General features: G+C 61.8%; 22 protein-coding genes and 1 pseudogene. 11 read left to right on the top strand and 12 right to left on the bottom strand.

Annotation, left to right across the window (positions count from 1 at the left end):
* The first annotated feature begins 10 nt into the window (after positions 1–10).
* The 5 genes from gcvA to WA145_RS14165 all read left to right on the top strand — a co-directional run bounded on the left by gcvA (position 11) and on the right by WA145_RS14165 (position 8,728).
* Positions 11–910, top strand: coding sequence for a transcriptional regulator GcvA (gene gcvA, locus WA145_RS14185; RefSeq protein ID WP_422582197.1), 900 nt, complete (start codon positions 11–13; stop codon positions 908–910).
* A gap of 590 nt (positions 911–1,500) precedes the next feature.
* The gene (locus WA145_RS14180) at positions 1,501–3,996 is read left to right on the top strand and encodes a CoA transferase (protein ID WP_422582196.1); all 2,496 of its coding nucleotides are present in this window, start codon (positions 1,501–1,503) and stop codon (positions 3,994–3,996) included.
* Between the two features lie 253 nt (positions 3,997–4,249).
* Entirely contained in the window at positions 4,250–5,893 is a 1,644-nt protein-coding gene (locus tag WA145_RS14175) for a BCCT family transporter (RefSeq protein WP_422582195.1), read from the top strand.
* A 118-nt stretch (positions 5,894–6,011) separates the two neighbouring features.
* Positions 6,012–7,169, top strand: coding sequence for an iron-containing alcohol dehydrogenase (locus WA145_RS14170; protein WP_422582194.1), 1,158 nt, complete (start codon positions 6,012–6,014; stop codon positions 7,167–7,169).
* 62 nt (positions 7,170–7,231) lie between these two features.
* The gene (locus WA145_RS14165; protein ID WP_422582193.1) at positions 7,232–8,728 is read left to right on the top strand and encodes a CoA-acylating methylmalonate-semialdehyde dehydrogenase; all 1,497 of its coding nucleotides are present in this window, start codon (positions 7,232–7,234) and stop codon (positions 8,726–8,728) included.
* Between the two features lie 381 nt (positions 8,729–9,109).
* Here WA145_RS14165 and mtgA read toward each other — a convergent pair whose 3' ends face one another.
* Positions 9,110–9,847, bottom strand: a complete 738-nt coding sequence (gene mtgA / locus WA145_RS14160) for a monofunctional biosynthetic peptidoglycan transglycosylase (protein ID WP_422582192.1) — start codon at positions 9,845–9,847, stop codon at positions 9,110–9,112.
* Positions 9,848–9,914: 67 nt separating this feature from the next.
* On the opposite strand from mtgA, the gene WA145_RS14155 reads away from it, so the two are divergent.
* The 5 genes from WA145_RS14155 (at position 9,915) to WA145_RS14135 (ending at position 13,722) form a co-directional block, all read left to right on the top strand.
* Positions 9,915–10,301, top strand: coding sequence for a DUF423 domain-containing protein (locus WA145_RS14155; protein WP_422582191.1), 387 nt, complete (start codon positions 9,915–9,917; stop codon positions 10,299–10,301).
* 102 nt (positions 10,302–10,403) lie between these two features.
* The gene (gene thiS / locus WA145_RS14150) at positions 10,404–10,604 is read left to right on the top strand and encodes a sulfur carrier protein ThiS (RefSeq protein WP_422582190.1); all 201 of its coding nucleotides are present in this window, start codon (positions 10,404–10,406) and stop codon (positions 10,602–10,604) included.
* A 56-nt stretch (positions 10,605–10,660) separates the two neighbouring features.
* Positions 10,661–11,455, top strand: a complete 795-nt coding sequence (locus WA145_RS14145) for a thiazole synthase (RefSeq protein ID WP_422582189.1) — start codon at positions 10,661–10,663, stop codon at positions 11,453–11,455.
* A 20-nt stretch (positions 11,456–11,475) separates the two neighbouring features.
* Positions 11,476–12,195: a tRNA (guanosine(46)-N7)-methyltransferase TrmB gene (gene trmB / locus WA145_RS14140; protein WP_422582188.1), complete on the top strand. Its 720-nt coding sequence runs from the start codon at positions 11,476–11,478 to the stop codon at positions 12,193–12,195.
* A 183-nt stretch (positions 12,196–12,378) separates the two neighbouring features.
* The gene (locus WA145_RS14135) at positions 12,379–13,722 is read left to right on the top strand and encodes a DUF1329 domain-containing protein (RefSeq protein WP_422582187.1); all 1,344 of its coding nucleotides are present in this window, start codon (positions 12,379–12,381) and stop codon (positions 13,720–13,722) included.
* A gap of 125 nt (positions 13,723–13,847) precedes the next feature.
* Here the strand turns inward: WA145_RS14135 and WA145_RS14130 are convergent, their stop codons facing one another.
* The 11 genes and pseudogenes from WA145_RS14130 to WA145_RS14080 all read right to left on the bottom strand — a co-directional run bounded on the left by WA145_RS14130 (position 13,848) and on the right by WA145_RS14080 (position 23,227).
* A complete protein-coding gene (locus tag WA145_RS14130) occupies positions 13,848–14,171 on the bottom strand; it encodes a DUF3392 domain-containing protein (RefSeq protein ID WP_422582186.1) in 324 nt (107 codons plus the stop codon).
* A gap of 30 nt (positions 14,172–14,201) precedes the next feature.
* A complete protein-coding gene (gene hemW / locus WA145_RS14125; RefSeq protein WP_422582185.1) occupies positions 14,202–15,398 on the bottom strand; it encodes a radical SAM family heme chaperone HemW in 1,197 nt (398 codons plus the stop codon).
* Positions 15,395–15,991, bottom strand: coding sequence for an RdgB/HAM1 family non-canonical purine NTP pyrophosphatase (rdgB, locus tag WA145_RS14120; RefSeq protein WP_422582184.1), 597 nt, complete (start codon positions 15,989–15,991; stop codon positions 15,395–15,397). The genes hemW and rdgB overlap by 4 nt, the downstream gene beginning before the upstream one ends.
* On the bottom strand, positions 15,988–16,407 hold the full coding sequence (locus tag WA145_RS14115) for a DUF4426 domain-containing protein (protein WP_422582183.1): 420 nt from the start codon (positions 16,405–16,407) through the stop codon (positions 15,988–15,990). Before WA145_RS14115 ends, rdgB begins: the two co-directional genes overlap by 4 nt.
* A gap of 41 nt (positions 16,408–16,448) precedes the next feature.
* A complete protein-coding gene (gene metW, locus WA145_RS14110) occupies positions 16,449–17,060 on the bottom strand; it encodes a methionine biosynthesis protein MetW (protein ID WP_422582182.1) in 612 nt (203 codons plus the stop codon).
* Between the two features lie 2 nt (positions 17,061–17,062).
* Entirely contained in the window at positions 17,063–18,202 is a 1,140-nt protein-coding gene (gene metX, locus WA145_RS14105) for a homoserine O-succinyltransferase MetX (protein ID WP_422582181.1), read from the bottom strand.
* A gap of 439 nt (positions 18,203–18,641) precedes the next feature.
* Complete coding sequence (locus WA145_RS14100) at positions 18,642–20,624, bottom strand: dynamin family protein (RefSeq protein ID WP_422582180.1); 1,983 nt, start codon at positions 20,622–20,624, stop codon at positions 18,642–18,644.
* A gap of 237 nt (positions 20,625–20,861) precedes the next feature.
* Positions 20,862–21,072: pseudogene (locus tag WA145_RS14095) on the bottom strand (hypothetical protein).
* 13 nt (positions 21,073–21,085) lie between these two features.
* Positions 21,086–21,676, bottom strand: a complete 591-nt coding sequence (locus WA145_RS14090) for a YggT family protein (RefSeq protein ID WP_422582179.1) — start codon at positions 21,674–21,676, stop codon at positions 21,086–21,088.
* A gap of 9 nt (positions 21,677–21,685) precedes the next feature.
* Entirely contained in the window at positions 21,686–22,504 is an 819-nt protein-coding gene (gene proC / locus WA145_RS14085) for a pyrroline-5-carboxylate reductase (protein ID WP_422582178.1), read from the bottom strand.
* Positions 22,505–22,540: 36 nt separating this feature from the next.
* Positions 22,541–23,227: a YggS family pyridoxal phosphate-dependent enzyme gene (locus tag WA145_RS14080; RefSeq protein ID WP_422582177.1), complete on the bottom strand. Its 687-nt coding sequence runs from the start codon at positions 23,225–23,227 to the stop codon at positions 22,541–22,543.
* A 63-nt stretch (positions 23,228–23,290) separates the two neighbouring features.
* On the opposite strand from WA145_RS14080, the gene pilT reads away from it, so the two are divergent.
* Positions 23,291–24,325, top strand: a complete 1,035-nt coding sequence (gene pilT / locus WA145_RS14075; protein WP_422582176.1) for a type IV pilus twitching motility protein PilT — start codon at positions 23,291–23,293, stop codon at positions 24,323–24,325.
* Positions 24,326–24,329 lie beyond the last annotated feature (4 nt).

Genomic DNA, 24,329 nt, shown 5'->3' with positions numbered 1-24,329 from the left:
GATTCCCAGGATGAAAAAAAGCTTGCCTCCGCTCAACTGGTTGCGGGCATTCGAGTGTGCAGCCCGGCACCTTAACTTTACCCATGCGGCGCAGGAGTTGAATTTGACCCAGGCGGCCGTGAGCCAGCAGGTCAAGAGCCTCGAAACGAAATTGGGTGCAGTGCTGTTCAAGCGTCTACCCAGAGGTCTTGAGCTGAGTGAGGCCGGTCAGGCTTTTCTACCAGCGGTGCATGAAGCGGTCGAACGACTGGCCGCCGCCACTGATGAAATCTTCGGCCAGGGGCACCACAAAGTGCTGACGGTGCGAGTCAACCTGGTGTTCTTTATTCACTGGTTGGCGACGCGCTTGCCGAGCTTTCGCAAGCTGCATCCGGGGATCAACCTGCATATCACCAGTAATATCTGGGTGGCCGATGTGGACGTTGAAGCGGATATGGAAATCCGTCACGGCCAGGGCAAATGGGCCGGTCTGAAAGCCGATCGCTTGACCTGGGACACGCTGGTTCCGGTTTGTTCACCGACGCTGGGGACTGAGCAGCAACCGCTGAATGACCCCAAAGATCTTGCCCGCCATGAGCTGCTGCATGTTCTGGGTTATGAGGAGGGCTGGGGATACTGGCTGAAAAAAGCCGGCGCAGAGCAGGTGGACTCATCCCAAGGGCTGCAGTTCGATACCCTGATCTCGGCACTGAGGATGGCTGAACTTGGCCAGGGCGTTGCGCTCGCGCGCTCGTCTCTGGTCGAGCAGATGCTTAAGGACGGCACATTGATTGCGCCCTTCGAACAGCGTTTCAAGACCCTGGAAGCCTTCTACCTGGTGTACTCCCCGCACAGTCTGGCAAACCCGCAGGCTGCCGCATTTATCGCCTGGCTAACGGCCGAGGCGCAGGCTGCCAACCGCGATACCTGATCCGCCAGCGGTTTTTATCGCGAGTCATTACGGCGCCGCCCAGCCGGCCTTCTGCATGGTGATGTCCCAAGACCCTGTTGCAGGCCGCTTTGGTAGGGTGGGTTAGCGGCGCTGGGGCTGGTTATGGGTATCGCCACGCAATCCGAGCGCCGCGTAACCCACCATTGTGGTTTGGGACCGTCATGGTGGGTTACGGCGCGTTGGGGTTGATGTTGTGTGCCTGATCCCGGTTCGCGCCTAACCCACCCTACGCATATCCGCGCTTCGTGCACCGTATAGCGGTTCGGGACGATTCAACACATAGCCTTCTTCATACCCATCAAGCCTGTCTAGCAGCCCGCTGGGCCGGGCAGGGCAAGGTGGTGTACCCATCGGAAAACCGCCGCACATATAAGCAAATTTTTATAGCCATAAATAAAACAGCCCCTTAGGGCTTTTTTTTATTGCTTTTCCCCTTCTCGTATTTTCCCGAAAGTAGACCCCAGATCGTCACCCAGGCCGTGCTGCCAAACAGCCGCGAGGCCTGTCGGCGACTAATCACAACAACAAAAGCCTGCGTTGCCGCGGGTTTTACAGAGTGATGGTGAATCATGGGACAACTCAAGCAACTGCCCCTGCATGGCGTCAAGGTTATCGACTTCGGCCAATATATCGCCGGGCCTGCCGTGGCCATGATCCTCGCGGACCTCGGTGCCACGGTCATTCATATCGATCCGCCGTGCGGGCCGCTATGGGACAGCCCGGCCAACGCCGTACTGAACCGTAACAAGTTCTGCCTGCAGCTCGATCTGAAGTCCGCCGAGGGCCTGCAAGATGCCAAGGCACTGATCGCCAGCGCGGATATTGTGATCGAGAATTTCCGCCCCACGGTCATGCAGCGCCTAGGCCTGGATTTTGCCGAACTGCGCCAACAGCGCCCCGAGCTGATCACCTTGTCCATTCCGGGTTTCGCCAGCAACGACGAGCTACGCCGTGATTGGCGCGCCTTCGAGTCGATCATCGCCTCGGCCTCCGGGGTGTTTACCGACATGGGCCAGAACCGCGTGCTGATGGGGATCAACCCGAGCTTCTCGCCGCTGCCGCTGGCATCCTCCTACGGCACCATGCTGGCGGTATCGGCGGTGGTGCTGGCCCTGCAGGCGCGGCAGCGCAGCGGCCTGGGCGATCAGATCGAGGTGCCCCTGGCGGCCGCCGTCATGGAAGGTCTGTCTTATAACTCGATCAAAATCGAGGGCTATCCGCTGCGCTACAAGACCCTGCGCGAGAAGGAAATCGAGCGTCGGCGTGCCGAGAACTTGCCGATGAACCTCAGCTACGAGGATCTGCAGGAGTATCTCGATCCGTTCTATCGCACCTATGAATGCGCCGATGGCCGCAAGTTCTACGCGGTTTGCCCCTCCCATCGCTCGCATGCCAAGCGCTGCCTGCAGGCCATGGGGCTGTATGAAGAAATGCTGGCGGCCGGCCTGCCCAAGGTCGAAGACCCCTATCTGCCGATGGAGCAGTGGGAAGGCGATGCGTCCCTCGGCGTTTACCCGCTGCCTGCGGACTGGGCCAAACGTATCTCGGTGCGGATGAAAGAGGTGTTTCTCACCAAGACCGCCGCCGAATGGGAAAAAGTATTCGGCGAAGGTCAGTTCCCCGGCACCCCGCATCGCTCCACGCAAGAGTGGCTGCATGATGAGCACGCCAACACGACTGGCCTGGTGGTGGAGGTCAAGGATCCGCAATACGGCGTGATGAAACAGCCAGGGCCCATCGCGTGGCTGGAAGACAGTGCCGATCTGATGCTGGCCCCCCAGGCACGCCGCACCGTGACCATCCAGGAAGCCCTGGCGACGCTGGCTGAATGTGACACGCCCGCGTTGCCTGCCCCCACAGGCAAAGTCGGCGGCTGGTTGGAGGGAGTACGCATCCTTGACCTGACCAACGTGATCGCGGGCCCGCACTCCACTTCATTTCTCGGCCGCTTTGGTGCCGAGGTGATCAAGCTCGATCCCGCCACGCCCAACTACGACCCCTGGAATACCGTGGTATTTGGCATGTCGTCGGCGCGCGGCAAGCAGAGCATCCTGGTTGATTTGAACCAGGCGGATGGCCGTGAAGTGTTCAATACCCTGGTGCGTTCGGTGGACATCATCGTGATGAACGCCCCCGACCGGCAGTTGGCTGCGCTGGGCCTCGATGAGGCCAGCCTGCAGGCGGTGAACCCAGGGGTGATCTTCTGCCAGCTGGATTGCTTCGGCGGCCCCCGCCGTGGCCCGCGTACGGATTATCTGGGTTACGACGACCTGATCCAGGCGACTACCGGCATCATGCTGCGCTTCGGCGGCAGCATGCAGACTCCGGAAGAGCATGCTCATGTCGGCACCATTGATGTCATGTGCGGTTTCGCTGCCGCCCTGGGTATTGCTACCGCGCTCTATCAAAAAGCCGTAACAGGCCAGATCAGTCGGGCGCGTACCTCGTTGGCCTCGTTAGGCAACCTGGTGCAGATCCCGTTCTGCTTCGACTATGCCGGCCGTGCACCCTTTGCTGAGCCATCCGGTCGCGACGCTGTCGGCTATAGCGACTTGTCGCGCTTCTACCGCACCGCAGATGACTGGCTGTACCTGGACAGTAATGCGCTGGAGCTGGAGCGATTGGCTCGCGTTGAAGGCCTCGCCGGCCTCGTCGAGGCAAATGACCACGCCGCTTTCCTCGGTACTGCACTGCTCGCTGCAACCGCCGCTACCTGGCAGAGCCGCCTGCATGCCGCCGGTATCGCCGCGGCGGTGCCAGACAACATCGACAGCCTGCGCCAACGCTACAGCCGTCCTGCAGATGGTCGCCCCGGCACGGACAACGGCAGCTATTCGTTCAGCGTCTATGCCGATCACCCGAGCGGTCATTGCGTCACCCAGCTCGATCCATTTGCCATTCGTCCACGTAATGCTCCGATCCGCGCGTTGCCAGCGGCGGAGAAATTCGGCGCTTCGACGCGCAGGGTGCTGCGCGATTTTGGCTACAGCGAAGCGCAAATCGACGCCCTTATTGCATGCAAGAGCATCAGTGAAAGCTGGAGTGAGGAGTACCTGCCGAGCTAAGCACGAGAACCCAACTGGCGTTCTGGACTACCGCTGCCCGGTGTGCCAGAGCGTTATTTCACCAGTAGTGACCTAAACGAGAACTGCCATGAACAACAAATATAAAAAAGCTATGCCCAACGATCGGCGCCCCCTCTCTGGCCCCCTGCGTTGCTGCATCGAGTGCAGCCAGGGTTAGTCCGCGCGTACTACGGGTCCGGCGGCCGCTCAGCGGACGTCACCGTAGCCAGCCTACAAGAGGAGAGTTATCGCGATGAGTAATATACACACCGGCTCAGCCCTCGATGGACGGGTGTTCTGGCCATCGATTGCAGTCATTCTTGGCATCACCATCCCGCTGGTCATGTATCCCGAGTCCGGGAACCTGATCATCAAACAGTTATTTGGCTTTGCCACCGGTAATTTCGGCTGGCTGTATTTGCTTAGCGGCCTGGGTGCCGTGCTTTTCCTGCTATGGCTCGCCTTGGGCCGCTACGGCAGCGTACGCCTGGGCCGCGCCGAAGATGTTCCCGAGTTTTCCTACTTCAGCTGGATTGCCATGATTTTCTGTGGCGGCATCGGTATTGCCATTGCCAACTGGGCCTGGGTTGAGCCGATCTACTACTTTGATGGCCCGCCGCTAGGCATCGCCGCCCAAAGCAAGGACGCCGCCGAGTGGGCATTGGCCTATGGGCAGTTCCACTGGGGGCTGACGCCTTGGGCCTTCTACTGCCTGCCGGCGATTCCGATTGCCTACTCCATGTATGTGCGCCGTCAGCCAGGCGTGCGCCTGTCGGTCGCGGCACGCGGGATATTGGGCGATAAGGCGGATGGCTGGCTGGGAACCCTGCTCGACACCGTGGTGGTGTTCGGCATCGTCGGCGGTGTTGGCACCTCGCTAGGCTTGGCCGTGCCGTTGGTCTCGACCTTGGCCTCCGATGTGTTCGGCCTGCAGTCGTCGTTTGGTTTCGACATGCTGATTCTCGGCCTGTGGACTGCACTGTTCGGTGCCAGTGTGTGGTTCGGCCTAAGCAAAGGCATCAAGCTGCTCAGCGATTTCAACGTCTATTTAGCCGTGCTGCTTCTGCTGTTCGTGCTGGCGATCGGCCCAACCCTGTTTATCGTTAATGGCTGGTCCAACAGTGTCGGCCTGATGGTCAATAACTTCATTCATATGAGCCTGTGGACCGACCCCGTAGCCAAGGGCAGCTTCCCCCAGGACTGGACTGTTTTCTACTGGGCGTGGTGGATCGCCTATGCGCCGATGATGGGGCTGTTTGTTGCGCGCATTTCTCGGGGCAGGACAATCCGTGAGTTAGTCTTCGCTGAGCTGGTCTGGGGCAGCCTGGGTTGCTGGGTGTTCTTCGCGGTATGGGGTGGTTATGCCCTGGATTTACAGCTGTCCGGAGCGCTGGATGTCAGCGCCATTCTCAACCAGCAAGGTATTCCGGCAACCATTCTGGCGATCCTGAAAACCATGCCGATGGCTGACGTTGTCATCGTCGGTTTCGTCCTGCTGTGTTTTGTGTTCCTCGCCACGACCCTGGACTCGGCGGCTTATGTGCTGGCCTCGGTCACGTCGTACAAATTGTCCGGTTATGAGGAGCCGCGCCGCTGGATTCGCATTACCTGGGCCTTGTTGCTGGCCGTGGTCGGCATTGGCCTGATCAAGGTCGGCGGACTCAAGGCGGTGCAAACCTCGACCATTATTGTTGCCTTGCCGCTGATTCCCGTCCTGGCGATTCTGGCGTGGTCGCTGCTGCGCATGCTCAAGCAGGACTTCGGCACGCGCCTGGATTCACCGGTGCTGATTGTCGATGCCCCGGCACCGACGACTGTGCCGGGCGGCGCTGCCCAAGGCCTCGGCATGCAGCCATTCGGGGCCACACCTAACCCCGCTACGCCACTGGATTCGTAGCGCTAGCCCCTCACGGGTACCCCGCAATGCCTGCGCGGTGCCCGCCTTTTAAAGATGACGCATAAGATGGCCTGGTAACCCCAACGGCCTTCTCATGCCTAAAAATCGTGGAGTACCTATGACCAATCAAGTGATTTTGCCCCGGATCATGCAGCTCGGCGCTAATGCCAGCGAGGCAATACCCAGTGTACTCGCCAGCCTTGGCTGCTCTCGTCCATTGCTGATCACCGATAAAATGATGGTGCAACTGGGTTATGCCGCACGCATCCAGGAGACCCTGGCAGCAAGCGCAATAACGGTGGAGGTCTTCGCTGACACCGTTCCCGAGCCCACGGTCGGTTCGATCCAGGCCGGTGTAGCCAAGGCCCGTGCCGGCAATTACGACAGCATCATCGCCCTGGGCGGCGGCAGCCCGATCGACAGTGCCAAGGCCATTGGCATCCTGGCCAAACTGGGCGGCGAAATGCGCGACTACAAGTTTCCGCGCAACGTCACCGAGGCGGGTTTACCAATTATTGCGGTGCCGACCACGGCCGGTACCGGCTCTGAGGTAACGCGTTTCACCATCATCACCGACGAGCAGAATGACGAAAAAATGCTCTGCGTGGGTATCGGCTTTATGCCGGTGGCGGCATTGGTCGACTACAGCCTGACCCTGAGCCTGCCGGCGCGGGTTACCGCCGATACCGGTATTGACGCGCTGACCCACGCCATCGAAGCCTACGTCAGCCAGAAAGCCAATCTTTACAGCGATAGCCAAGCCCTGGCGGCCATGCGCCTGATCGGGCCAAACCTGCGCCGGGTCTTTCACCACGGCCAGGACACTGCTGCCCGCGAAGCGCTGATGCTCGGCTCGACCCTCGCCGGCGTGGCTTTTTCCAGCGCCTCGGTAGCCCTGGTACACGGCATGAGTCGTCCGATCGGTGCGTTCTTCCATGTGCCGCACGGGCTGTCCAACGCCATGTTGCTCCCCAGCGTGACGGCGTTCTCGATTCCTTCAGCCGCCGAGCGTTACGCCGACTGCGCGCGCGCCATGGGCATCGCGACCACGCAAGACAGCACCGAGGCCGCCAACGCCAAGTTGCTGGCTGAGCTGCAGGCGCTCAATGACGAGTTGCAAGTACCAACGCCAGAACAGTTCGGCATCGACCGCGCGCGGTTCTTCGAGTTGATGCCAACCATGGCGCAGCAAGCGCTGGCATCCGGTTCGCCGGGCAACAACCCGCGCGTGCCCACGGTGGAGCAGATGGTCGAAATCTACCGCAGGCTCTGGTAACCGATTTTCCCTAAGCCTTTAGCGGCCCATTGCCGTGTTATCAACACCTCAGGAGTAAGCACATGAATATCGTAGGTCATCTGATTAACGGCCAGCTCATCAGCGCTGCCGAGCGCCTTCAGGATGTATTCAACCCATCCACCGGTGAAAGCGACAAACAAGTTGCCCTCGCGTCCAAGGCCACCGTCGAGCAGGCGATTGCCGCCGCCGAGGCCGCATTCCCGGCGTGGCGCAATACGCCGCCGATCAAGCGCGCGCGGGTAATGTTCCGCTTCAAGGAGCTGCTCGAACAGCACGCCGAGCGTATTGCGCAGTTGATCGGTGAGGAGCACGGCAAGATCAGTCACGACGCTTTGGGTGAGCTGCAGCGCGGCATTGAGAACGTCGAATATGCGTGCGGTGCGCCTGAATTGCTTAAGGGCGAGCACAGCAAAAACGTCGGCCCCAATATCGATTCGTGGAGCGAGTTTCAGCCCTTGGGGGTGGTGGCGGGTATCACCCCGTTCAACTTCCCGGCGATGGTGCCGCTGTGGATGTTCCCGATGGCCATCGTCTGCGGCAACTGCTTTATCCTCAAGCCGTCCGAGCGTGACCCGAGCGCAACCCTGTTTATTGCCCAACTGTTGCAGGAGGCAGGGCTGCCCAATGGCGTGATGAACGTGGTTAACGGCGACAAGGTGGCGGTGGATACGCTGCTCAACGATGAGCGTATTCAGGCCGTCAGCTTTGTCGGCTCAACCCCGATTGCCGAGTACATCTACAAAACCGCCAATGCCAATGGCAAGCGCTGCCAGGCCTTGGGTGGTGCGAAGAACCACGCCATCGTGATGCCCGACGCGGATATGGACAATGCGGTGAACCAGCTGCTCGGTGCCGCGTTCGGCTCCTCCGGCGAGCGCTGCATGGCGCTATCGGTCGCCGTGGCGGTAGGCGATGCCGCTGCCGATGCGCTGGTCGAGAAGATGCAGGCGGCGATGCAATCGCTCAAGGTCGGCGCCTATTCGGAGAAGAGCAACGACTTCGGCCCGGTGATCACCCGAGCACACCAGCAGAAGGTCGTCGGCTATATCGACAGCGCCGAGGCGCAGGGTGCCAAGATCGTGGTCGATGGTCGCAACCCCAAGGTGGCCGGTTATGAGAACGGCTTCTTCGTCGGCGGTACGCTGATCGATAACGTCAGCCCTGAGATGGTCAGTTACAAGGAAGAGATTTTTGGCCCTGTGCTGCAAGTGGTGCGGGTAAACAGCATGCAGGAAGCCATGGACCTGATCGATGCCCACGAATATGGCAACGGCACCTGCATCTTCACTCGCGATGGTGAGGCCGCGCGGTACTTCTCTGACAACATCAAGGTCGGCATGGTCGGGATCAACGTGCCACTGCCGGTGCCAGTGGCCTATCACAGCTTCGGCGGTTGGAAGCGTTCGTTGTTCGGTGACCTGCATGCCTACGGTCCCGACGCCGTGCGTTTCTACACCAAGCGCAAGACCGTCACCCAGCGCTGGCCCTCTGCAGGCGTGCGCGAAGGTGCTGAGTTCTCAATGCCGACCATGAAGTGATTAGGCTCACTGAGGCTCTGTCCCAATAGCCTGTTGCAAGGGCGACAAGTCGTTGGGTTGCGGCGCCGTGCGACGAAGCCCAACGATCCTGCCCAGGTCGCTGGGTTTCGCTGCGCTCAACGCCCACCTACCTGGGCATGCGCACTGCAGCCGCGCAAAACGGGGTAGTCCAGGCGCGCCAGCCCCATGCAACAGATGGCTGGGACAGAGCCTTCACTTAACAGGCATTGACTGATAGGGGGCAGCCCTTGCGAGATTGATCACCTAGCAGCCTCCAACTGTAATCTTCACAACGTGCGCAGGCGCAGAGTGCCGCACTCTGCGCACCACCCATTCTGAGTCAAGCGGAGGCTGCCCAATGCGGCTATCCGCCAGGGTCAGCTATACGCCCTTTAGCCAGCTCGGCCACCACTCGGGGCGGCTGGGTGACAGGCGGTTGAGGTAGTGACTGCTGCCCAGTTGCCACATCTGCTGGCGAATCCAGTTGGCCCGGCGGCTGACACGTGCGCTGGGGCGGCTGGCGCTCCACTCGCGCGGGTTGGGCAGCACGGCGGCCAGCAGGCTGCTCTGCTGGCGCGACAGGTAGGGTGCGCCGACCTTGAAATGATGCCGCGCCGCTGCTTCGGCGCCGAACACGCCATCGCCCCACTCGACGCTGTTGAGGTACACCTCAAGAATCCGCTGCTTGGGCCAGAGCAGTTCGATCAGGCCGGTAAACCATACTTCGAAACCCTTGCGCAGCCAGCTGCGGCCGGACCAGAGAAACAGGTTCTTCGCCACCTGCTGGCTGAGGGTGCTGGCGCCGCGCAGCGAGCCGCCTTGCTGGTTGTGCGCCAGGGCCGCCTGGATGGCCGCGACATCAAAGCCCCAGTGTTCGGCGAACTTCTGGTCTTCGCCGGCGATCACCGCCATCTTCAGGTCGTCCGGCAGTTCACGCCAGGGGCGCCAGCTGCGTTGCAGGTCGATGGGTTGGCCGTCGAGCCAGGATTCGACCTTGCGCTCGACCATCAGCGCCGTGCCGGGTGGCGGCACCCAGCGCAGCAGCAAGACCAGCAGAAGCGAGCCGATGACCAGCCAGAGCAGGAGTTTGAGCAGGCGACGGAAGAGGGATCGAAACATGCGTGCTTGGCCAGGCTGATTTTGCCGGCCATTATAGCCAGCCATACTTATATAGCTGGAGTGATACATGGCGCGTCTGTGGTTATTGCTGTCCGCCTGTGCCGGTTTTAGCGGTGTTGCCCTCGGTGCCTTTGCCGCGCATGGCCTGAAAAATCTGCTGACACCGGCTTATCTCGCGGTATTCCAGACCGCTACTCACTACCAGCTGATTCACGCCCTGGCGCTGTTTGGCGTCGGCCTGCTGGCCGTGTTGCGCCCGGCGCCGCTGGTCAATTGCGCCGGCGCACTGTTTGCCCTGGGCATCGCGCTGTTCTCCGGCAGCCTGTATGCCCTGACATTGAGCGGCATCAGTGCGCTGGGCATGGTCACGCCCTTCGGTGGCCTGGCGTTTCTCGCCGGCTGGCTGTGCCTAGGTGTGGCGGCCTGGCAGCTGAGCGCGCGGGATATCGCCTGACCCGTAAGTCAGAAAGCAGGACGAGCGGCAGCCTGCAGCCTTGGTCAACGCCCTTGATCAGGCTAGAATGCCGGCCCTTTCCCCAGTTGTGACCGACCCGTCATGCGTATTCAGTTAAACGGTGAAGCATTCGAATTGCCCGACGGCGCCACCGTCGCCGGGTTGATCGAGCGTCTCGATCTGGCCGGACGCCGCGTGGCGGTTGAACTCAATCTGGATATTGTGCCGCGTAGCCAGCACGCCACCACCGCCTTGCGCGAGGGTGACCAGGTGGAAGTGGTCCACGCCATTGGCGGTGGTTGATCCCGTTCATCGGTTTATCGCGTCCTGACTGCCGCCCACCTTCACGAGGATTACCCATGAGCCACGTTCCCAGCGACAAGCCCTTTACCCTGGCTGGCCGTACCTACCAGTCGCGTCTGCTGGTGGGCACCGGCAAGTACAAGGACCTCGAAGAAACCCGCCTGGCCATTGAGGCCTCGGGCGCCGAGATCGTGACCGTGGCGGTGCGGCGGACCAATATCGGGCAGAACCCGGGTGAGCCGAACCTGCTGGATGTAATCAGCCCCGAGCGCTACACCATCCTGCCCAACACCGCCGGTTGCTACGACGCGGTTGAGGCGGTGCGCACCTGTCGCCTGGCCCGCGAGCTGCTCGACGGTCACACGCTGGTCAAGCTGGAAGTGCTGGCCGACCAGAAGACCCTGTTCCCCAATGTGATCGAAACCCTCAAGGCCGCCGAAGTGCTGGTCAAGGACGGTTTCGACGTGATGGTGTACACCAGCGATGACCCGATCATCGCCCGCGAACTGGCGGCCATGGGCTGCATCGCGGTGATGCCGCTGGCCGGTTTGATCGGCACCGGTCTGGGCATCTGCAACCCGTATAACCTGCGCATCATCCTCGAAGAAGCGACCGTTCCGGTATTGGTCGATGCCGGCGTGGGTACCGCGTCCGATGCCACCATCGCCATGGAACTGGGCTGCGAGGCGGTGCTGATGAACAGCGCGATTGCCCATGCGCAGAACCCGATTCTGATGGGCGAGGCGATGAAGCACGCGATCATCGCCGGGCGCATGGCCTACCTGGCCGGGCGCATGCCGAAAAAACTTTATGCCAGCGCCTCGTCGCCGCTGGATGGCCTGATCAAGTAAGAGCACTCTAAGAGCACAGCATGACTGATTTGCCACAACAGCCCGAGCCGGCTGAAGACACTTCCAAGCACCGCGCGATCAAGAGCTTCGTGATGCGTGCCGGGCGCATGACCGAAGGCCAGCAGCGTGGCCTCGATCAGGGCTGGGCGAAGTTCGGCCTGCAGCTGGAGGATGGCCTGCGCGATTTCGACCAGGTATTCGGCCGCACTGCGCCGCGTACCTTCGAAATCGGTTTCGGCATGGGCCATTCCACCCTGGAAATGGCCGCCGCCTCGCCCGAGCAGGACTTTATCGGGGTGGAGGTGCACCGCCCGGGGGTTGGCGCGCTGCTTAACGGCCTGATGACCCAGAACCTCAGCAATATGCGCGTCTACAGCTGTGATGCGCTGGAAGTGCTGCGCAATTGTGTGGCCGACGCCAGTCTGGACCGGGTGCTGCTATTCTTCCCGGACCCCTGGCACAAATCCCGTCATCATAAGCGCCGCATTGTTCAGGCGTCCTTTGCCGCGCTGGTGCGGCAGAAACTCAAGGTTGGCGGTGTGCTGCATATGGCCACCGATTGGCAGCCTTACGCCGAGTACATGCTCGAAGTCATGAACCCGGCCCCTGGCTACCAGAACCTGGCCGCCGATGGTCAGTATGTGCCGCGCCCGACGGAGCGCCCGACCACCAAGTTCGAGCGTCGTGGCGAGCGTCTGGGGCACGGTGTATGGGATCTGAAGTTCCAGCGCATCGACTGATGGATTCACGCGCCGAGCTATCGGCGCAGCAAGACCCTAAGCACAGGGACGATTGCACAAGATCGGGATAATCCGACGCCCGCCAGGACGGCTCCTCACCAAGACGGCATATAAACCCGGGCAGCACTGCCCCGGTCATAAAAACAGCAGCCCCGCTTAAGGCCAGGCTGCGAGGAGATCGCTGTGTTGAGAACACTTTCAATTCTGCTGCTGGCTTCGTGCGCGCTACAGGCACAGGCCAAAGTCGACAGTACCCAGGCTGCGCGTCTGGGCCAGGACCTGACGCCGCTGGGCGGTGAGCGCGCGGGCAATGCCGCCGGCACCATTCCAGCCTGGGACGGTGGCCTGGCGCAACCGCCGGCCAACTACCAGCCGGGCATGCACCACCCAGATCCCTACAGCGCCGATGCACCGTTGTATCAGGTCAACAGCCTGAACCTGGCGCAGTATCAGGCGCAGCTGCCGGCGGGCCTGCAAGTGCTGCTGGAGAAGAATCCAGATTACGCCCTGCGGGTGTTCCCGACTCGTCGCAGCGCGGCTGCGCCGCAGCGCATCTATGACGCCACGCGCTTCAATGCGCAGGCGGCTGAGTTGATTTCCGGCGGTAATGGTGTCGATGGCGTGGCAGCTGGTATTCCCTTTCCGCTGCCGAAAACCGGCCAGGAAGTGATCTGGAATCACATCATGCGCTACCGCGGTGACCAGATCAGTTTCGTCACCAACCAGGCCGCGGTGCTGTCCAGCGGTACCTACAACCTGCTCAAACTGGAGCGCGATATCTACTTCCTCTACGGTCGTGAAGGCGTCAGCCCGCAGGACCTGGATAACACCCTGTTCTACTACAAGTACACGGTAGTCGCGCCGTCCAAGCTCGCCGGTTCGGCGCTGGTGGTGCAGGAAACCCTCGACCAGATACTGGCGATCCGCAAGGCCTGGCGCTTCAGCCGTGGCGAGCGTCGCGTACGTCGTCTGCCGATGCTGGCCTACGACTCGGCACAGCCCGATACCTACGGCATGGCCACTGCCGATCAGGTCGACTCCTACAACGGTGCGCCGGATCGCTACGAATGGACGCTGGTGGGCAAGCAGGAAATGTTGGTGCCGTACAACAGCTACGCCGTGCACCAGAAGGGCATTCCCTACGACAGCATCCTGCGCCATAACACCGTCAACCCCGAGTTGCTGCGTTATGAGCTGCACCGCGTGTGGGTGGTGGAGGCCGATCTGCGCAAGGGCTTCAGTCATCCGTATAGCAAACGCCGTTTCTATATCGACGAGGACAGCTGGCAGATCCTCGCCGCCGACCTTTACGACAAGAGCGGCGAGCTGAGTGGCGTGCAGGAAAGCCATTCGATCAGCTATTACGACGTGCCGATGTTCGGCAGCACCCTGGAAACCATCTATGACTTCAAGGGCAAGCGCTACTTTGTCGATGGTCTGGATAACAACGAGCCGATGTACAACTTCAACGCCAAGCTGACGCCACGCGACTTCACCCCGCAGGCGCTGCGCCGCGAAGGCAACTGAACCTCGACTGAACAAAAAACCGCCTCTTTGCAGGCGGTTTTTATGTCTGGGCAACTATCGCCAAGGTTCGCCGAGGGCACCTTGCTGGCCTATCCAGGCGTGGCGGAGTCCGTTCAGGGTGGGCCCTAATTACGGTCGGCCAGTATGCCGATCACCACAAACACCAGGATCAGCACCGGGGCCAGGGTGAAGTTGTTGAAGTAACCCAGGCCCTTGGCCATATAGGGTGTGGCGAAGACGATCAGCAGGCCGTAGCCCACTGCGCACAGGAGGATAAAGATCAGGGTGCGCAGAAGGAAGTTCATGCTGGCGGTGTGCCGTTGCACCCAGGCGTTGATGCCGGGGCCGAACAGCACCAGCAGGGTGGCCATGATCGCCAGGGAAATTTCGTAGAGGTGGCTGCGGCTCCAGCGCGACAGGGTGACGATCAGGTCGAGTAGCAGGTCCATCCGGTTTCCTTAGCTGTGGCGGCGTGTAGGTCAGGGTAGAAAGTGTTGCAGCAGGTCATTGAGGAACAACTGGCCTTCGCGGGTGGCGCTCAGGCGTGTCGGGTTGCGGTGCAGCAGGCCGCGTTGCTCGGCCTCGGCGCGCGCCGCGGCGAGCTGGCTGAGCGGCAGACCGGTGCGCTGAGTGAACAGCTCGCTGGCGACGCCGTCCGTGAGGCGCAGCACATTCATTAGAAATTCGAAGGGCAATTCATCGGCGCTGAGGGCGCGCTCGCCGGCGCTGAAGGCTTTGCTGCTGTCCAGGTAGTCCTTGGGCAGGCGGGTTTTCCAGCTGCGGCTGATGCTGCCGTTCGGAGCGCTGAGTTTGGCGTGGGCACCGGCACCGATGCCGAGAAAATCGCCAAAGGTCCAGTAATTCAGGTTATGCCGCGCGGCCTTGCCGGCCTGAGCGTAGGCCGAGACTTCGTACTGCGCGTAGCCTTCGGCAGCCAACAGGGCCTGCCCGGCTTCCTGAATGTCCCAGAGAATATCGTCCTCGGGCATCACCGGCGGCTGGTTCCAGAACACCGTGTTCGGCTCCACCGTCAGCTGATACCAGGACAGGTGCGTCGGCCCCTGGGCGATGGCGATGCGCAGGTCGCTCAAGGCATCGTCGATGGATTGATCCGGCAGGCCGTGCATCAGGTCGAGGTTGAAGTTATCGAAGCCGGCGGCGCGGGCCATATCGGCCGCGTGCACGGCTTCATCGCCATCATGAATGCGCCCCAGGGCGATCAGCTTGGGCCCCTGGAAACTCTGCACGCCAATCGACAGGCGATTGATGCCGAGGCGGCGGTAGTCGCGGAACTTGGCCTGCTCGAAGGTACCGGGGTTGGCTTCCAGGGTAATTTCGATATCCGCTGCAAACGCCACGCGCCGCTCCACCCCTTCGAGCAGGCGGCCGAGGGCCTTGGCCGAGAACAGGCTGGGTGTACCGCCGCCGAAGAAGATCGAACTCAGTGGCCGGCCATAGACCTGCGCCAGGTCGGCATCCAGATCGGCCAGCAGGGCGTCGACATACTCTTCTTCCGGCAGCGTTGGCCCGGCGGCGTGGGAGTTGAAGTCGCAATACGGGCACTTCTTCACGCACCAGGGGATGTGGATATACAGCGCCAGCGGCGGGAGTTGAAAGCGGCCGTTGCTCCCCTCGCCCCCGGGGAGAGGGGCTGAGGGAGAGGGATAGTGGCTCACGCCAAGCCCAGCCGCTGTTTCAGCAGGGCCATGGCGCGGGCGCGGTGGCTGATCTGGTTTTTCTCGGCCGCCGGCAGCTCGGCGCTGGAGCAGTCGCGCTCGGGCACCCAGAACAGCGGGTCATAGCCAAAGCCTTGCACACCTTGCGCAGCATGCAGGATGCGCCCATGCCAGAGGCCTTCGCAGATGATCGGCAGCGGATCGTCGGCATGCCGCACTAGGGCCAGGCAGCAGACGAACTGCGCGCCGCGCTCGGCATCCGCAACATCCTTCAGCGCGTCGAGCAGCTTGGCGTTATTCGCCGCATCGCCCTGGCCATCGGCGTAGCGCGCCGAGTAGATGCCCGGTGCACCGCCGAGAAAATCCACCGCCAAGCCGGAATCGTCGGCCAGTGCCGGCAGGCCGGACAGCCGCGCGGCATTGCGCGCCTTGAGGATGGCATTCTCGATAAACGACAGGCCGGTTTCTTCCGGCTCGACCCTGGAGAACTCGCCGACTGAGCGCACACGTACGCTGCTGCCGAGCATGGCCTGCAGCTCCTTGAGTTTGCCGGCGTTATGACTTGCGAGTACAAGCTCGTTGAAATGCATCATTCGTCTGGGAAGAATTCCTGGTTGAACTCGACGCTGTGCGCCACGCCATCGGCCGCACGCACAGTGATGGTGAAGCGCAGCATCTCGCGCTGGCTGAAGTTGAATTGCGCCAGGTAATAGATGGCCTCGCCTTCGTTGACCTGCTTGAAGGTCAGCGGCTGGCTACGGCCGACCAGATCCTTGACCTCGCCGCTGACGCTGGCGCTGCTGGCGGTACCGGCCTTGAGCACGGAGATGTTCACCACGCCCTGGGTCTTGCTGCGCACCAGGCCGTTAGCGGCGGCGATGTCCGGCTGCAGAAAACCGGAGTTGAAGGCGATGTAGTGCACGTCGAGGTCGCCGAAGCTCTGCTTGCGTTCAGCAAGCGCCGGCAGACTCAGGCACAGGGCGATAAACAGAAGTGCGATGCGACGCATGATGGTTTCTCCAGATAAACCGCGGCCTGTGACAAGGCCGCTTATTTGGCATCCTGGGCAGTAGGCCCGCTGATTCGGTAAATGCCGATCTCACCTAACAGATTAGGCCAGATTCGACTGGCCCAACCGTGCCGATGGTCGCGGTCCACGGCCAGGCGGTCCATGACTTTCGCACCCTGGTCGTGGCACAGGTTTTCGAAGTCTGCGAAGGTGCAGAAGTGGATGTTCGGTGTGTTGTACCAGGTGTAGGGCAGAAAGTCCGACACCGGCATGCGGCCCTTGGTGGTGAGGTACCAGCGGCAATGCCAGTGGCCAAAGTTGGGGAAGGTGATGATGCAGGTTTTGCCGACGCGCAGCATCTCGGCCAGCACCTTGTCCGGGTAGTGCAGGGCCTGCAGCGACTGGGTCATGACCACCACGTCGAAGCTGTTGCTGGCGAAGTTGCCGAGGCCCTTGTCGAGGTTCTGCTCGATCACGTTGACGCCCTTGCTCACGCATTGGGCGATGTTCTCCGCATCGATTTCCAGGCCGTAGCCGGACACCTGCTTGTGTTCGGCCAGCCAGGCGAGTAGCTCGCCATTGCCGCAACCCAGGTCGAGTACCCGGCTGCCCGCGGGAATCCACTCTTGGATGATGTCGAGATCCGCGCGCATGGCTACACCTTAATCCGTTTCATATAGCTGTCGAACGCCTGCAGGTAACGCGGGATCGGCATGAGGAAGGCGTCGTGGCCCTGCGGCGCATCGATTTCCAGGTAACAGACGTTTTTCCGCGCGGCGGTCAGCGCATCGACAATTTCTCGCGAGCGCGCCGGCGAGAAGCGCCAGTCGGTGGTGAAGGACATTACGCAGAAATCGGCGCTGACATGGGCCAGGGTCTTGGCCAGGTCGCCGTCGAAGGCCGCCGCCGGGTCGAAGTAGTCCAGTGCTTTGGTCATCAGCAGGTAGGTGTTGGCGTCGAAACGCCCGGAGAACTCCTCGCCCTGGTAACGCAGGTAGCTTTCCACCTGAAATTCGACGCTGTGGAAGTCGTAGTTGAGTTTTTCGCTCTTTAGGCCACGGCCGAATTTCTCGCCCATGGCGTCATCCGACAGGTAGGTGATATGGCCGACCATGCGCGCCAGCATCAGCCCGCGCTTGGGGATCACGCCCTGCTCCTGGAAGTGCCCGCCGTGGAACTGCGGGTCGGTGAGGATCGCCTGGCGCGCCACCTCGTTGAAGGCGATGTTCTGCGCCGACAGCTTGGGCGCCGAGGCAATCGCCAGGCAGTGACGCACGCGCTCGGGGTAGCTGATGGTCCATTGCATCGCCTGCATGCCGCCCAGGCTGCCGCCGATCACCGCGGCCCACTGGCGGATGCCGAGGGTGTCGGCCAGCCGCGCCTGGCTGTGTACCCAGTCTTCCACGGTCATCACCGGGAAGTCGGCGCCGAAGGGTTTGCCGGTCGCCGGGTTGAGGCTGCTGGGGCCGGTGGAGCCGTTGCAGCCGCCGAGGTTATTCAGGCTGACCACAAAAAATTTGCTGGTGTCGATGGGTTTGCCGGGGCCGATGCAGCTGTCCCACCAGCCGGGTTTGCGCTCGTCCGCGCTGTGATAACCGGCGGCATGGTGGTGGCCGGACAGGGCGTGGCAGATCAGCACGGCGTTGCTGGCCGTGGCATTCAGCTGGCCATAGGTTTCGAAGATCAGTTGGTAGTCGGCCAGGCTGCGTCCACAGGCGAGCGCCAACGGCTCGGCGAAGTGCATCACTTGGGGCGTAACCAGGCCAACAGAGTCTTGAGGAAAGGCAGTCGACATCGACCCTGCTCGCAATAAAAGAAGGCCGCAGTCTAGGGTCTGTTCCCATTTCGTCGCAAGCCGCGTTGCTGCGCAAAATTTCGCCAGGCTAGGCGGAGGGCGCAGGTAATGGTTGTTCCCTTGGCAAGTCCTCCAACACCGCATGGCGAAATTTTTCGCGCAACCCGCAGGGCCGGGCCAGTTTTTACGCGATGCAGCGTTTCTCGACACTCATTTGGAACAACCACAAAAGCGCCGGGAGCGTTTTTGCGCGCAAGCCCCGAAGGGGTGAAGCACATGGATGTGCTGAACAAACTTCGTGTCTCGTGCCTTGTCTCGCGTAAAAACTGGCTCCGGCGCGGCCGCGCACGAAACGGGAACAGACCCTAAAAGCGCCGCCCCAGGCGGCAAGCGCATGGGGCGGCTGGGGTACGGCGGATATGGCAGAGCTGAGCCGGGGCTATTCGCCGATGCTGTGCGGGCGCGCAGCTCCTGGCAGGTTGACCACTTTGCCCTGGCGCTGCACGGGGGCAGGGCGACGCAGGATGCGCAGCATGTCGTTGGCCTGCGCCAGTTGCTGCTCCAGTTCGCCGCTGTAACGCGCCAGTTGCTGGCCACGCTGGCGCGCCTGCTGGGTTTCCTGGGCCAGGGCCTTGAGCCGTAGCATATGGGTTTCCAGCAGTTGCTTGTGCTCCAGGGTGTGTTGCATCAGCGGCATCAGCGCATCGCTGGCCCACTGCTCGGCTTCCTGGCGCATGCGCTGGTGCAGGCCGATCACTTCCTGTACCAGGGTGGCGAAGAAGCGTTTGGTCAGGCTGCGCTGTTCGGTCAGCAGGGTTTTCAGCTGCAGGCGGAACTGGTCGGCTTTGCTCTGCTGCTGCTTGAGTTCACGCAGGTAGCGGTTGACGTTGAACTGCGGCGCGTCGACGCCGTGCAGCGGGTTCTCTTCGTTGTGCCGACGGTAGATGGCGGCGACCATCTTGTTGGCCATTTCGGCTTCCTGCGTCAGGTTGTGCAGGTCCTGCTCCACGCTGCGGAAGAAATGCAGGATGGCCTGGTTGATGCCCAGGGTGGTCCAGCTGCCGGTGAGGTTCTTGCGCACCTTGTTCAGGTGTTCGTCCAGGCGTTCGCTGCGCGAGGCGTGACGCAGCAGATCACCCTGACGCTTGAGCAGGCGCTGGTTGGTTTTCAGACCAAGCAGGCGTTTGTGGTGCTGGCTGTGGTCTTCCTTGGTCTTGGCGGTCAGCTCGAACAGCATCTGGCCGTTGTCGTGTTGATGGTTGCTCAGCAGGCCTTGCTGTTCGTTGACCTTCTCCAAGCGCAGGTTGAGCACGTGCTGGCTGTTCTGCAGCAGGGCCAGCACCTGATTGACTACGCGGTCTTCGAGCAGGCGCTCCTTCTGCGCGATGATGCGCTCGCAGAGCAGGTTTTCCAGGTTGCTCATCTGGCTGCGGGCCAGCAGTTCCGAGTCCTTGCGCACCTTGGCCAGCATCGCTTGCTTGGCCGACAGCGGCAGCACGTCTTCTACGCGGATACCGAGCTGGCGTGCGGTGCTGGTCTGGATCTGGCGAATGGCGTTCTGCACAAAGGCCTCGCCGGCCAGGTCATCCCACAGCACGTCGATCTTGTTCAGCACGGCGAACAGGCTGGTCTGGGTGTCTTCGTCGAGCTGGCGGATATGCTGTTGCCACACGGCCATGTCGCTGGCGGTCACCCCGGTATCGGCGGACAGCAGGAAGATAATCGCCTGGGCGCTGGGCAGCATCGACAGGGTCAGCTCCGGCTCGCTGCCGAGGGCGTTCAGGCCGGGGGTGTCGAGAATGCGCAAGCCCTGACGCAGCAGCGGGTGGTCGAAGTTGACCATGGCGTGACGCCAGGCCGGCACCAGCACTTCGCCGGGTTTATGGGTGCTTTCCAGCATGTCCGGGTGAAAGCCCAGGGCAATCGCCTGTTCGACCGGCATGGGTTTGGTGCGCGCGACCTGGACAAAGGCCTGAACCATATTGTCCGGGTCGCTGAGGTCCAGGGGGATATTCACCCAATGCCGGGGAATGCGCTTGAACTGCGCCACGCTGGCTTCGGACACGCGGGTCTCGATGGGTAGCAGGCGGATATAGGAGCGCTCCGAGCGCGGGTCGAAGAACAGCTCGGTGGGGCACATGGTGGTGCGCCCGGCCTGGGACGGCAGCATGCGCTGGCCGTAGGAGGAGAAGAACAGGCTGTTGATCAGCTCGGTCTTGCCGCGCGAGAACTCGCCGACAAAGGCCAGGGTGATGTGGTCGGTGCGCAGTAGCTTAAGTGCGCGCTCAAGCTTGGCTTCCACGGCCTCGGAGTTCAGCCGATTGGTCACCAGCCAGCTGCGATAGCGGGTGATTTCGCGCATCAGCTCGCGCTTCCAGGTGACGTAGGCATCGACCTGCTGACTGAGACGTTCCATGCTCATCCTGGGCTTTCCTCCGGTTGACGTATCCATTGTGGGGCGACTGGGGCTACACGGCGCCCAGGCTAAGTCGGGCACACACTGAACAATGCCGCGTGAGTGACTGACGCGGCAGATAACGCTTTAAAGCCTGTGGAATTACGCCAGATCCACGACGTTCGTGGCTTGACCTGCTTGGCATTATGCGGGTCGCAGCTATGGCGTCAATTGCATGTCGTCGCACGCCCGCCTTATGGTCGGTCAGGGTGGCCGGGCGGTCAGTGCGCGTGCGTCTGGCAACCGTTGCGGCTGTATGAGTCGCGCGCTTGTGCCGGCTCTGCTGACGGCAAGTACGCGGGTGAGAAAGGCCAGCAGCTGAACCTTGCCCACCAAGGGGGGGCGCGGTAAGGCGGATTTTCACTCGCTCACCGTGCAACCCGGCGAATTCATCCTTGCTCGCGGTGGGCTGCAGGTGGTGCTCGCGGTCAGATCGCCAGGCTCAGGCCTTTGTACATGCCGGTCATGATCGCCAGGTTGCGGATCACCAGCATGTCGATCAGGTTGAGCAGCAGGAATGCGACGATGGGCGACAGGTCCAGCCCACCCATGCTCGGCAGGATGCGGCGGATCGGCGCCAGCAGCGGTTCGCAAATCTGGTTGATCAGCATGGCGGTGGGGTTGTGGCTGCCCTGGGCGACCCAGGACAGGATCACGCTGATGATCAGGGCGAAGAAGAACACCTTGAGGAACAGCGCGGTGACGCCAATGATCGACCACACCAGCAGCTGCAGCGGGCTGTCCAGGCCATAACCGAGCAGCATCAGGGTCAGTGCCATCAGCAGCAGCTGCAGCAGAATCGCCAGCACCAGCGAGGCCAGGTCGAGCCCGGCCAGGCTCGGGATGACCTTGCGCAGCGGTTTCAGCAGCGGGTGGGTGGCGCGCACGATGAACTGGCTGACCGGGTTGTAGAAGTCAGCCCGCACCAGTTGCAGGATAAAGCGCAGCAGCACGATCAGCAGGTACAGGCTGCCAATGGTTTGCAGGATATAAACAGCAGCGGTATTGAGTCCGATCATCTTCGTTCCTTATTGGCCGAGTTGTTCGGCCAGCTCGGCAGAGCGGTGGGCGGCGGCGTTCAGGGCTTTCTCGACCAGGGCTTCGAAGCCTTCGGCCTGGAAAGTCTTGATCGCGGCTTCAGTGGTGCCGGCAGGTGAGGTAACCCGGCGGCGCAGTTCGCTGGCATCGACATCGCTGGCCACGGCCATGCGGGCGGCGCCAAGGGCGGTGTGCAGGGTCAGCTGGGCGGCGGTTTCACGCGGCAGGCCGAGTTTTTCGCCAGCGGCGGTCATGGCTTCGATCAGCAGGAAGAAATACGCCGGGCCGCTGCCGGACACGGCAGTCACCGCATCGATCTGCGCTTCCTGATCCAGCCACAGCGCCAGGCCGACGGCGCTGAGCAGCTGTTCAGCCTGCTGGCGCTGGGCTGGCGAAACCCGAGCATTGGCATACAGGCCGCTGACGCCCTGGCGCAGCAGCGCCGGGGTGTTGGGCATGCAGCGCACAATGGCACGCGGGCCGAGCCAGCTTTCCAGGCTGGCGCAGCTGATGCCGGCGGCAATCGACACCACCAGCTGCTGCTCGCCAAGATGCGCGGCGAGGTCCAGGCAGACTTCTTTCATCACCTGCGGTTTGACTGACAGCACGATCACGTCCGCGCCCTGAATCGCCTCGGCGTTGCTGGCAAAGGTTTCGATGCCATGTTCGGCGCTGATCTTGCTGCGCTGTTCGGCGCCGCGGTCACTGGCGCGAATGGCGCTGGCGTCGATGCCTTGGGCACGCAGGCCGCCGATCAGGCTGGCGGCCATATTGCCGGCGCCGATAAAGGCAATGCGGGGAGTGGTCATAACGGGCTTCCTTAATAAGGCTGAAGGCAAACTCAATCAGTGGTTGCTGTAGTCGCGTGCGCCGAACAAGGCGGTGCCGATACGCACCCAGGTCGCGCCTTCGGCAATAGCCGCTTCCAGGTCATGGCTCATGCCCATGGATAAGGTGTCGAGGCCCAGGTTCAGGTCTTGCTGCAGCTCACGCAAGCGGGCGAAGGCGGCGCGTTGCTCGCTGGGATCATCGGTGGGCTCGGGGATTGTCATCAATCCGCGCAGGCGCAGGTTGGGCAGTTGTGTAACCGCGTGTGCCAATGCCGGCAGTTCATCCGGGTTACAGCCAGACTTGCTGGCCTCACCGCTGACATTCACCTGCAGGCAGATATTCAACGGAGGTAGATGCGCCGGGCGCTGGTCAGACAGGCGCTGGGCGATTTTCAGGCGGTCCACCGAATGCACCCAGGCAAAGTGCTCGGCAATGGGCTTGGTCTTGTTCGACTGAATGGGACCGATGAAGTGCCAGGTCAGCGGCAGATCGCTCAGTTCCAGCTGTTTTTCCAGGGCTTCCTGCAGGTAGTTCTCACCAAAATCGGTGGCGCCGGCGGCAAACGCCTGGCGGATCGCTGCGGCGGGTTTGGTTTTGCTCACCGCGAGCAGGCCAACAGTCGCACAATCTCGCTGCGAGGCTTGCGCCGCCTCACGGATGCGCACTCCGACCTTTGCAATATTCTCTGCTATCGTGGACATTACTTGCGCCCGCCGCCTGGGTTTCGCGGCATTCTACCTGCTTGTCTGTCATTAGGGAGTCCCATGGATATCACTGAATTGCTGGCCTTCAGCGCCAAGCAAGGTGCATCGGACCTGCACCTCTCCGCTGGCCTGCCGCCGATGATTCGGGTCGACGGTGATGTGCGCCGGATCAATCTGCCGGCGCTGGACCATAAACAGGTGCACGCGCTGATCTACGACATCATGAACGACAAGCAGCGCAAGGATTTCGAGGAGTTCCTCGAGACCGACTTCTCCTTCGAAGTACCTGGCGTGGCGCGTTTCCGGGTCAACGCCTTCAACCAGAACCGCGGTGCTGGTGCGGTATTTCGTACCATTCCGTCGAAAGTGCTGAGCATGGAAGACCTCGGCATGGGCGAGATCTTTCGCAAGATCTCCGATGTGCCGCGCGGCCTGGTGCTGGTGACCGGGCCGACCGGCTCGGGCAAGTCGACCACCCTGGCGGCGATGCTCGACTACATCAACAGCAACAAGTACCACCACATCCTCACCGTGGAAGACCCGATCGAATTCGTGCACGAATCGAAAAAATGCCTGATCAACCAGCGCGAAGTGCACCGCGATACCCTCGGCTTCTCCGAAGCCCTGCGCTCGGCGCTGCGCGAAGACCCGGACATCATCCTGGTCGGCGAGATGCGTGACCTGGAAACCATCCGCCTGGCCCTGACCGCCGCGGAAACCGGTCACCTGGTGTTCGGCACCCTGCACACCACCTCGGCGGCCAAGACCATCGACCGCGTGGTTGACGTGTTCCCGGCCGAAGAGAAATCCATGGTCCGCTCCATGCTCTCCGAGTCGCTGCAATCGGTGATCTCGCAGACCCTGCTGAAGAAGATTGGCGGTGGCCGAGTGGCAGCCCACGAAATCATGATCGGCACCCCGGCCATCCGTAACCTGATCCGCGAGGACAAGGTGGCGCAGATGTACTCGGCGATCCAGACCGGCGGCTCGCTGGGCATGCAGACCCTGGACTCCTGCCTAAAAGGTCTTGTCGCTAAAGGGATTGTGACCCGTGAAAACGCGCGGGAAAAAGCCAAGACGCCGGAAAATTTCTAAACAG

This window comes from Pseudomonas sp. (genome assembly GCF_049301935.1).
Taxonomy (GTDB): domain Bacteria; phylum Pseudomonadota; class Gammaproteobacteria; order Pseudomonadales; family Pseudomonadaceae; genus Aquipseudomonas.
Note: the sequence above shows the minus strand (reverse complement) of the source record. Positions and strands in the feature narration are given on the sequence as shown.

Bases quoted from the DNA above. Each gene is read 5' to 3' on its own strand.
- gcvA (WP_422582197.1), top strand. From the start codon at position 11: ATGAAAAAAAGCTTGCCTCCGCTCAACTGGTTGCGGGCATTCGAGTGT.
- WA145_RS14180 (WP_422582196.1), top strand. From the start codon at position 1,501: ATGGGACAACTCAAGCAACTGCCCCTGCATGGCGTCAAGGTTATCGAC.
- WA145_RS14175 (WP_422582195.1), top strand. From the start codon at position 4,250: ATGAGTAATATACACACCGGCTCAGCCCTCGATGGACGGGTGTTCTGG.
- WA145_RS14170 (WP_422582194.1), top strand. From the start codon at position 6,012: ATGACCAATCAAGTGATTTTGCCCCGGATCATGCAGCTCGGCGCTAAT.
- WA145_RS14165 (WP_422582193.1), top strand. From the start codon at position 7,232: ATGAATATCGTAGGTCATCTGATTAACGGCCAGCTCATCAGCGCTGCC.
- mtgA (WP_422582192.1), bottom strand. From the start codon at position 9,847: ATGTTTCGATCCCTCTTCCGTCGCCTGCTCAAACTCCTGCTCTGGCTG.
- WA145_RS14155 (WP_422582191.1), top strand. From the start codon at position 9,915: ATGGCGCGTCTGTGGTTATTGCTGTCCGCCTGTGCCGGTTTTAGCGGT.
- thiS (WP_422582190.1), top strand. From the start codon at position 10,404: ATGCGTATTCAGTTAAACGGTGAAGCATTCGAATTGCCCGACGGCGCC.
- WA145_RS14145 (WP_422582189.1), top strand. From the start codon at position 10,661: ATGAGCCACGTTCCCAGCGACAAGCCCTTTACCCTGGCTGGCCGTACC.
- trmB (WP_422582188.1), top strand. From the start codon at position 11,476: ATGACTGATTTGCCACAACAGCCCGAGCCGGCTGAAGACACTTCCAAG.
- WA145_RS14130 (WP_422582186.1), bottom strand. From the start codon at position 14,171: ATGGACCTGCTACTCGACCTGATCGTCACCCTGTCGCGCTGGAGCCGC.
- rdgB (WP_422582184.1), bottom strand. From the start codon at position 15,991: ATGATGCATTTCAACGAGCTTGTACTCGCAAGTCATAACGCCGGCAAA.
- WA145_RS14115 (WP_422582183.1), bottom strand. From the start codon at position 16,407: ATGCGTCGCATCGCACTTCTGTTTATCGCCCTGTGCCTGAGTCTGCCG.
- metW (WP_422582182.1), bottom strand. From the start codon at position 17,060: ATGCGCGCGGATCTCGACATCATCCAAGAGTGGATTCCCGCGGGCAGC.
- metX (WP_422582181.1), bottom strand. From the start codon at position 18,202: ATGTCGACTGCCTTTCCTCAAGACTCTGTTGGCCTGGTTACGCCCCAA.
- WA145_RS14100 (WP_422582180.1), bottom strand. From the start codon at position 20,624: ATGAGCATGGAACGTCTCAGTCAGCAGGTCGATGCCTACGTCACCTGG.
- WA145_RS14090 (WP_422582179.1), bottom strand. From the start codon at position 21,676: ATGATCGGACTCAATACCGCTGCTGTTTATATCCTGCAAACCATTGGC.
- proC (WP_422582178.1), bottom strand. From the start codon at position 22,504: ATGACCACTCCCCGCATTGCCTTTATCGGCGCCGGCAATATGGCCGCC.
- WA145_RS14080 (WP_422582177.1), bottom strand. From the start codon at position 23,227: ATGTCCACGATAGCAGAGAATATTGCAAAGGTCGGAGTGCGCATCCGT.
- pilT (WP_422582176.1), top strand. From the start codon at position 23,291: ATGGATATCACTGAATTGCTGGCCTTCAGCGCCAAGCAAGGTGCATCG.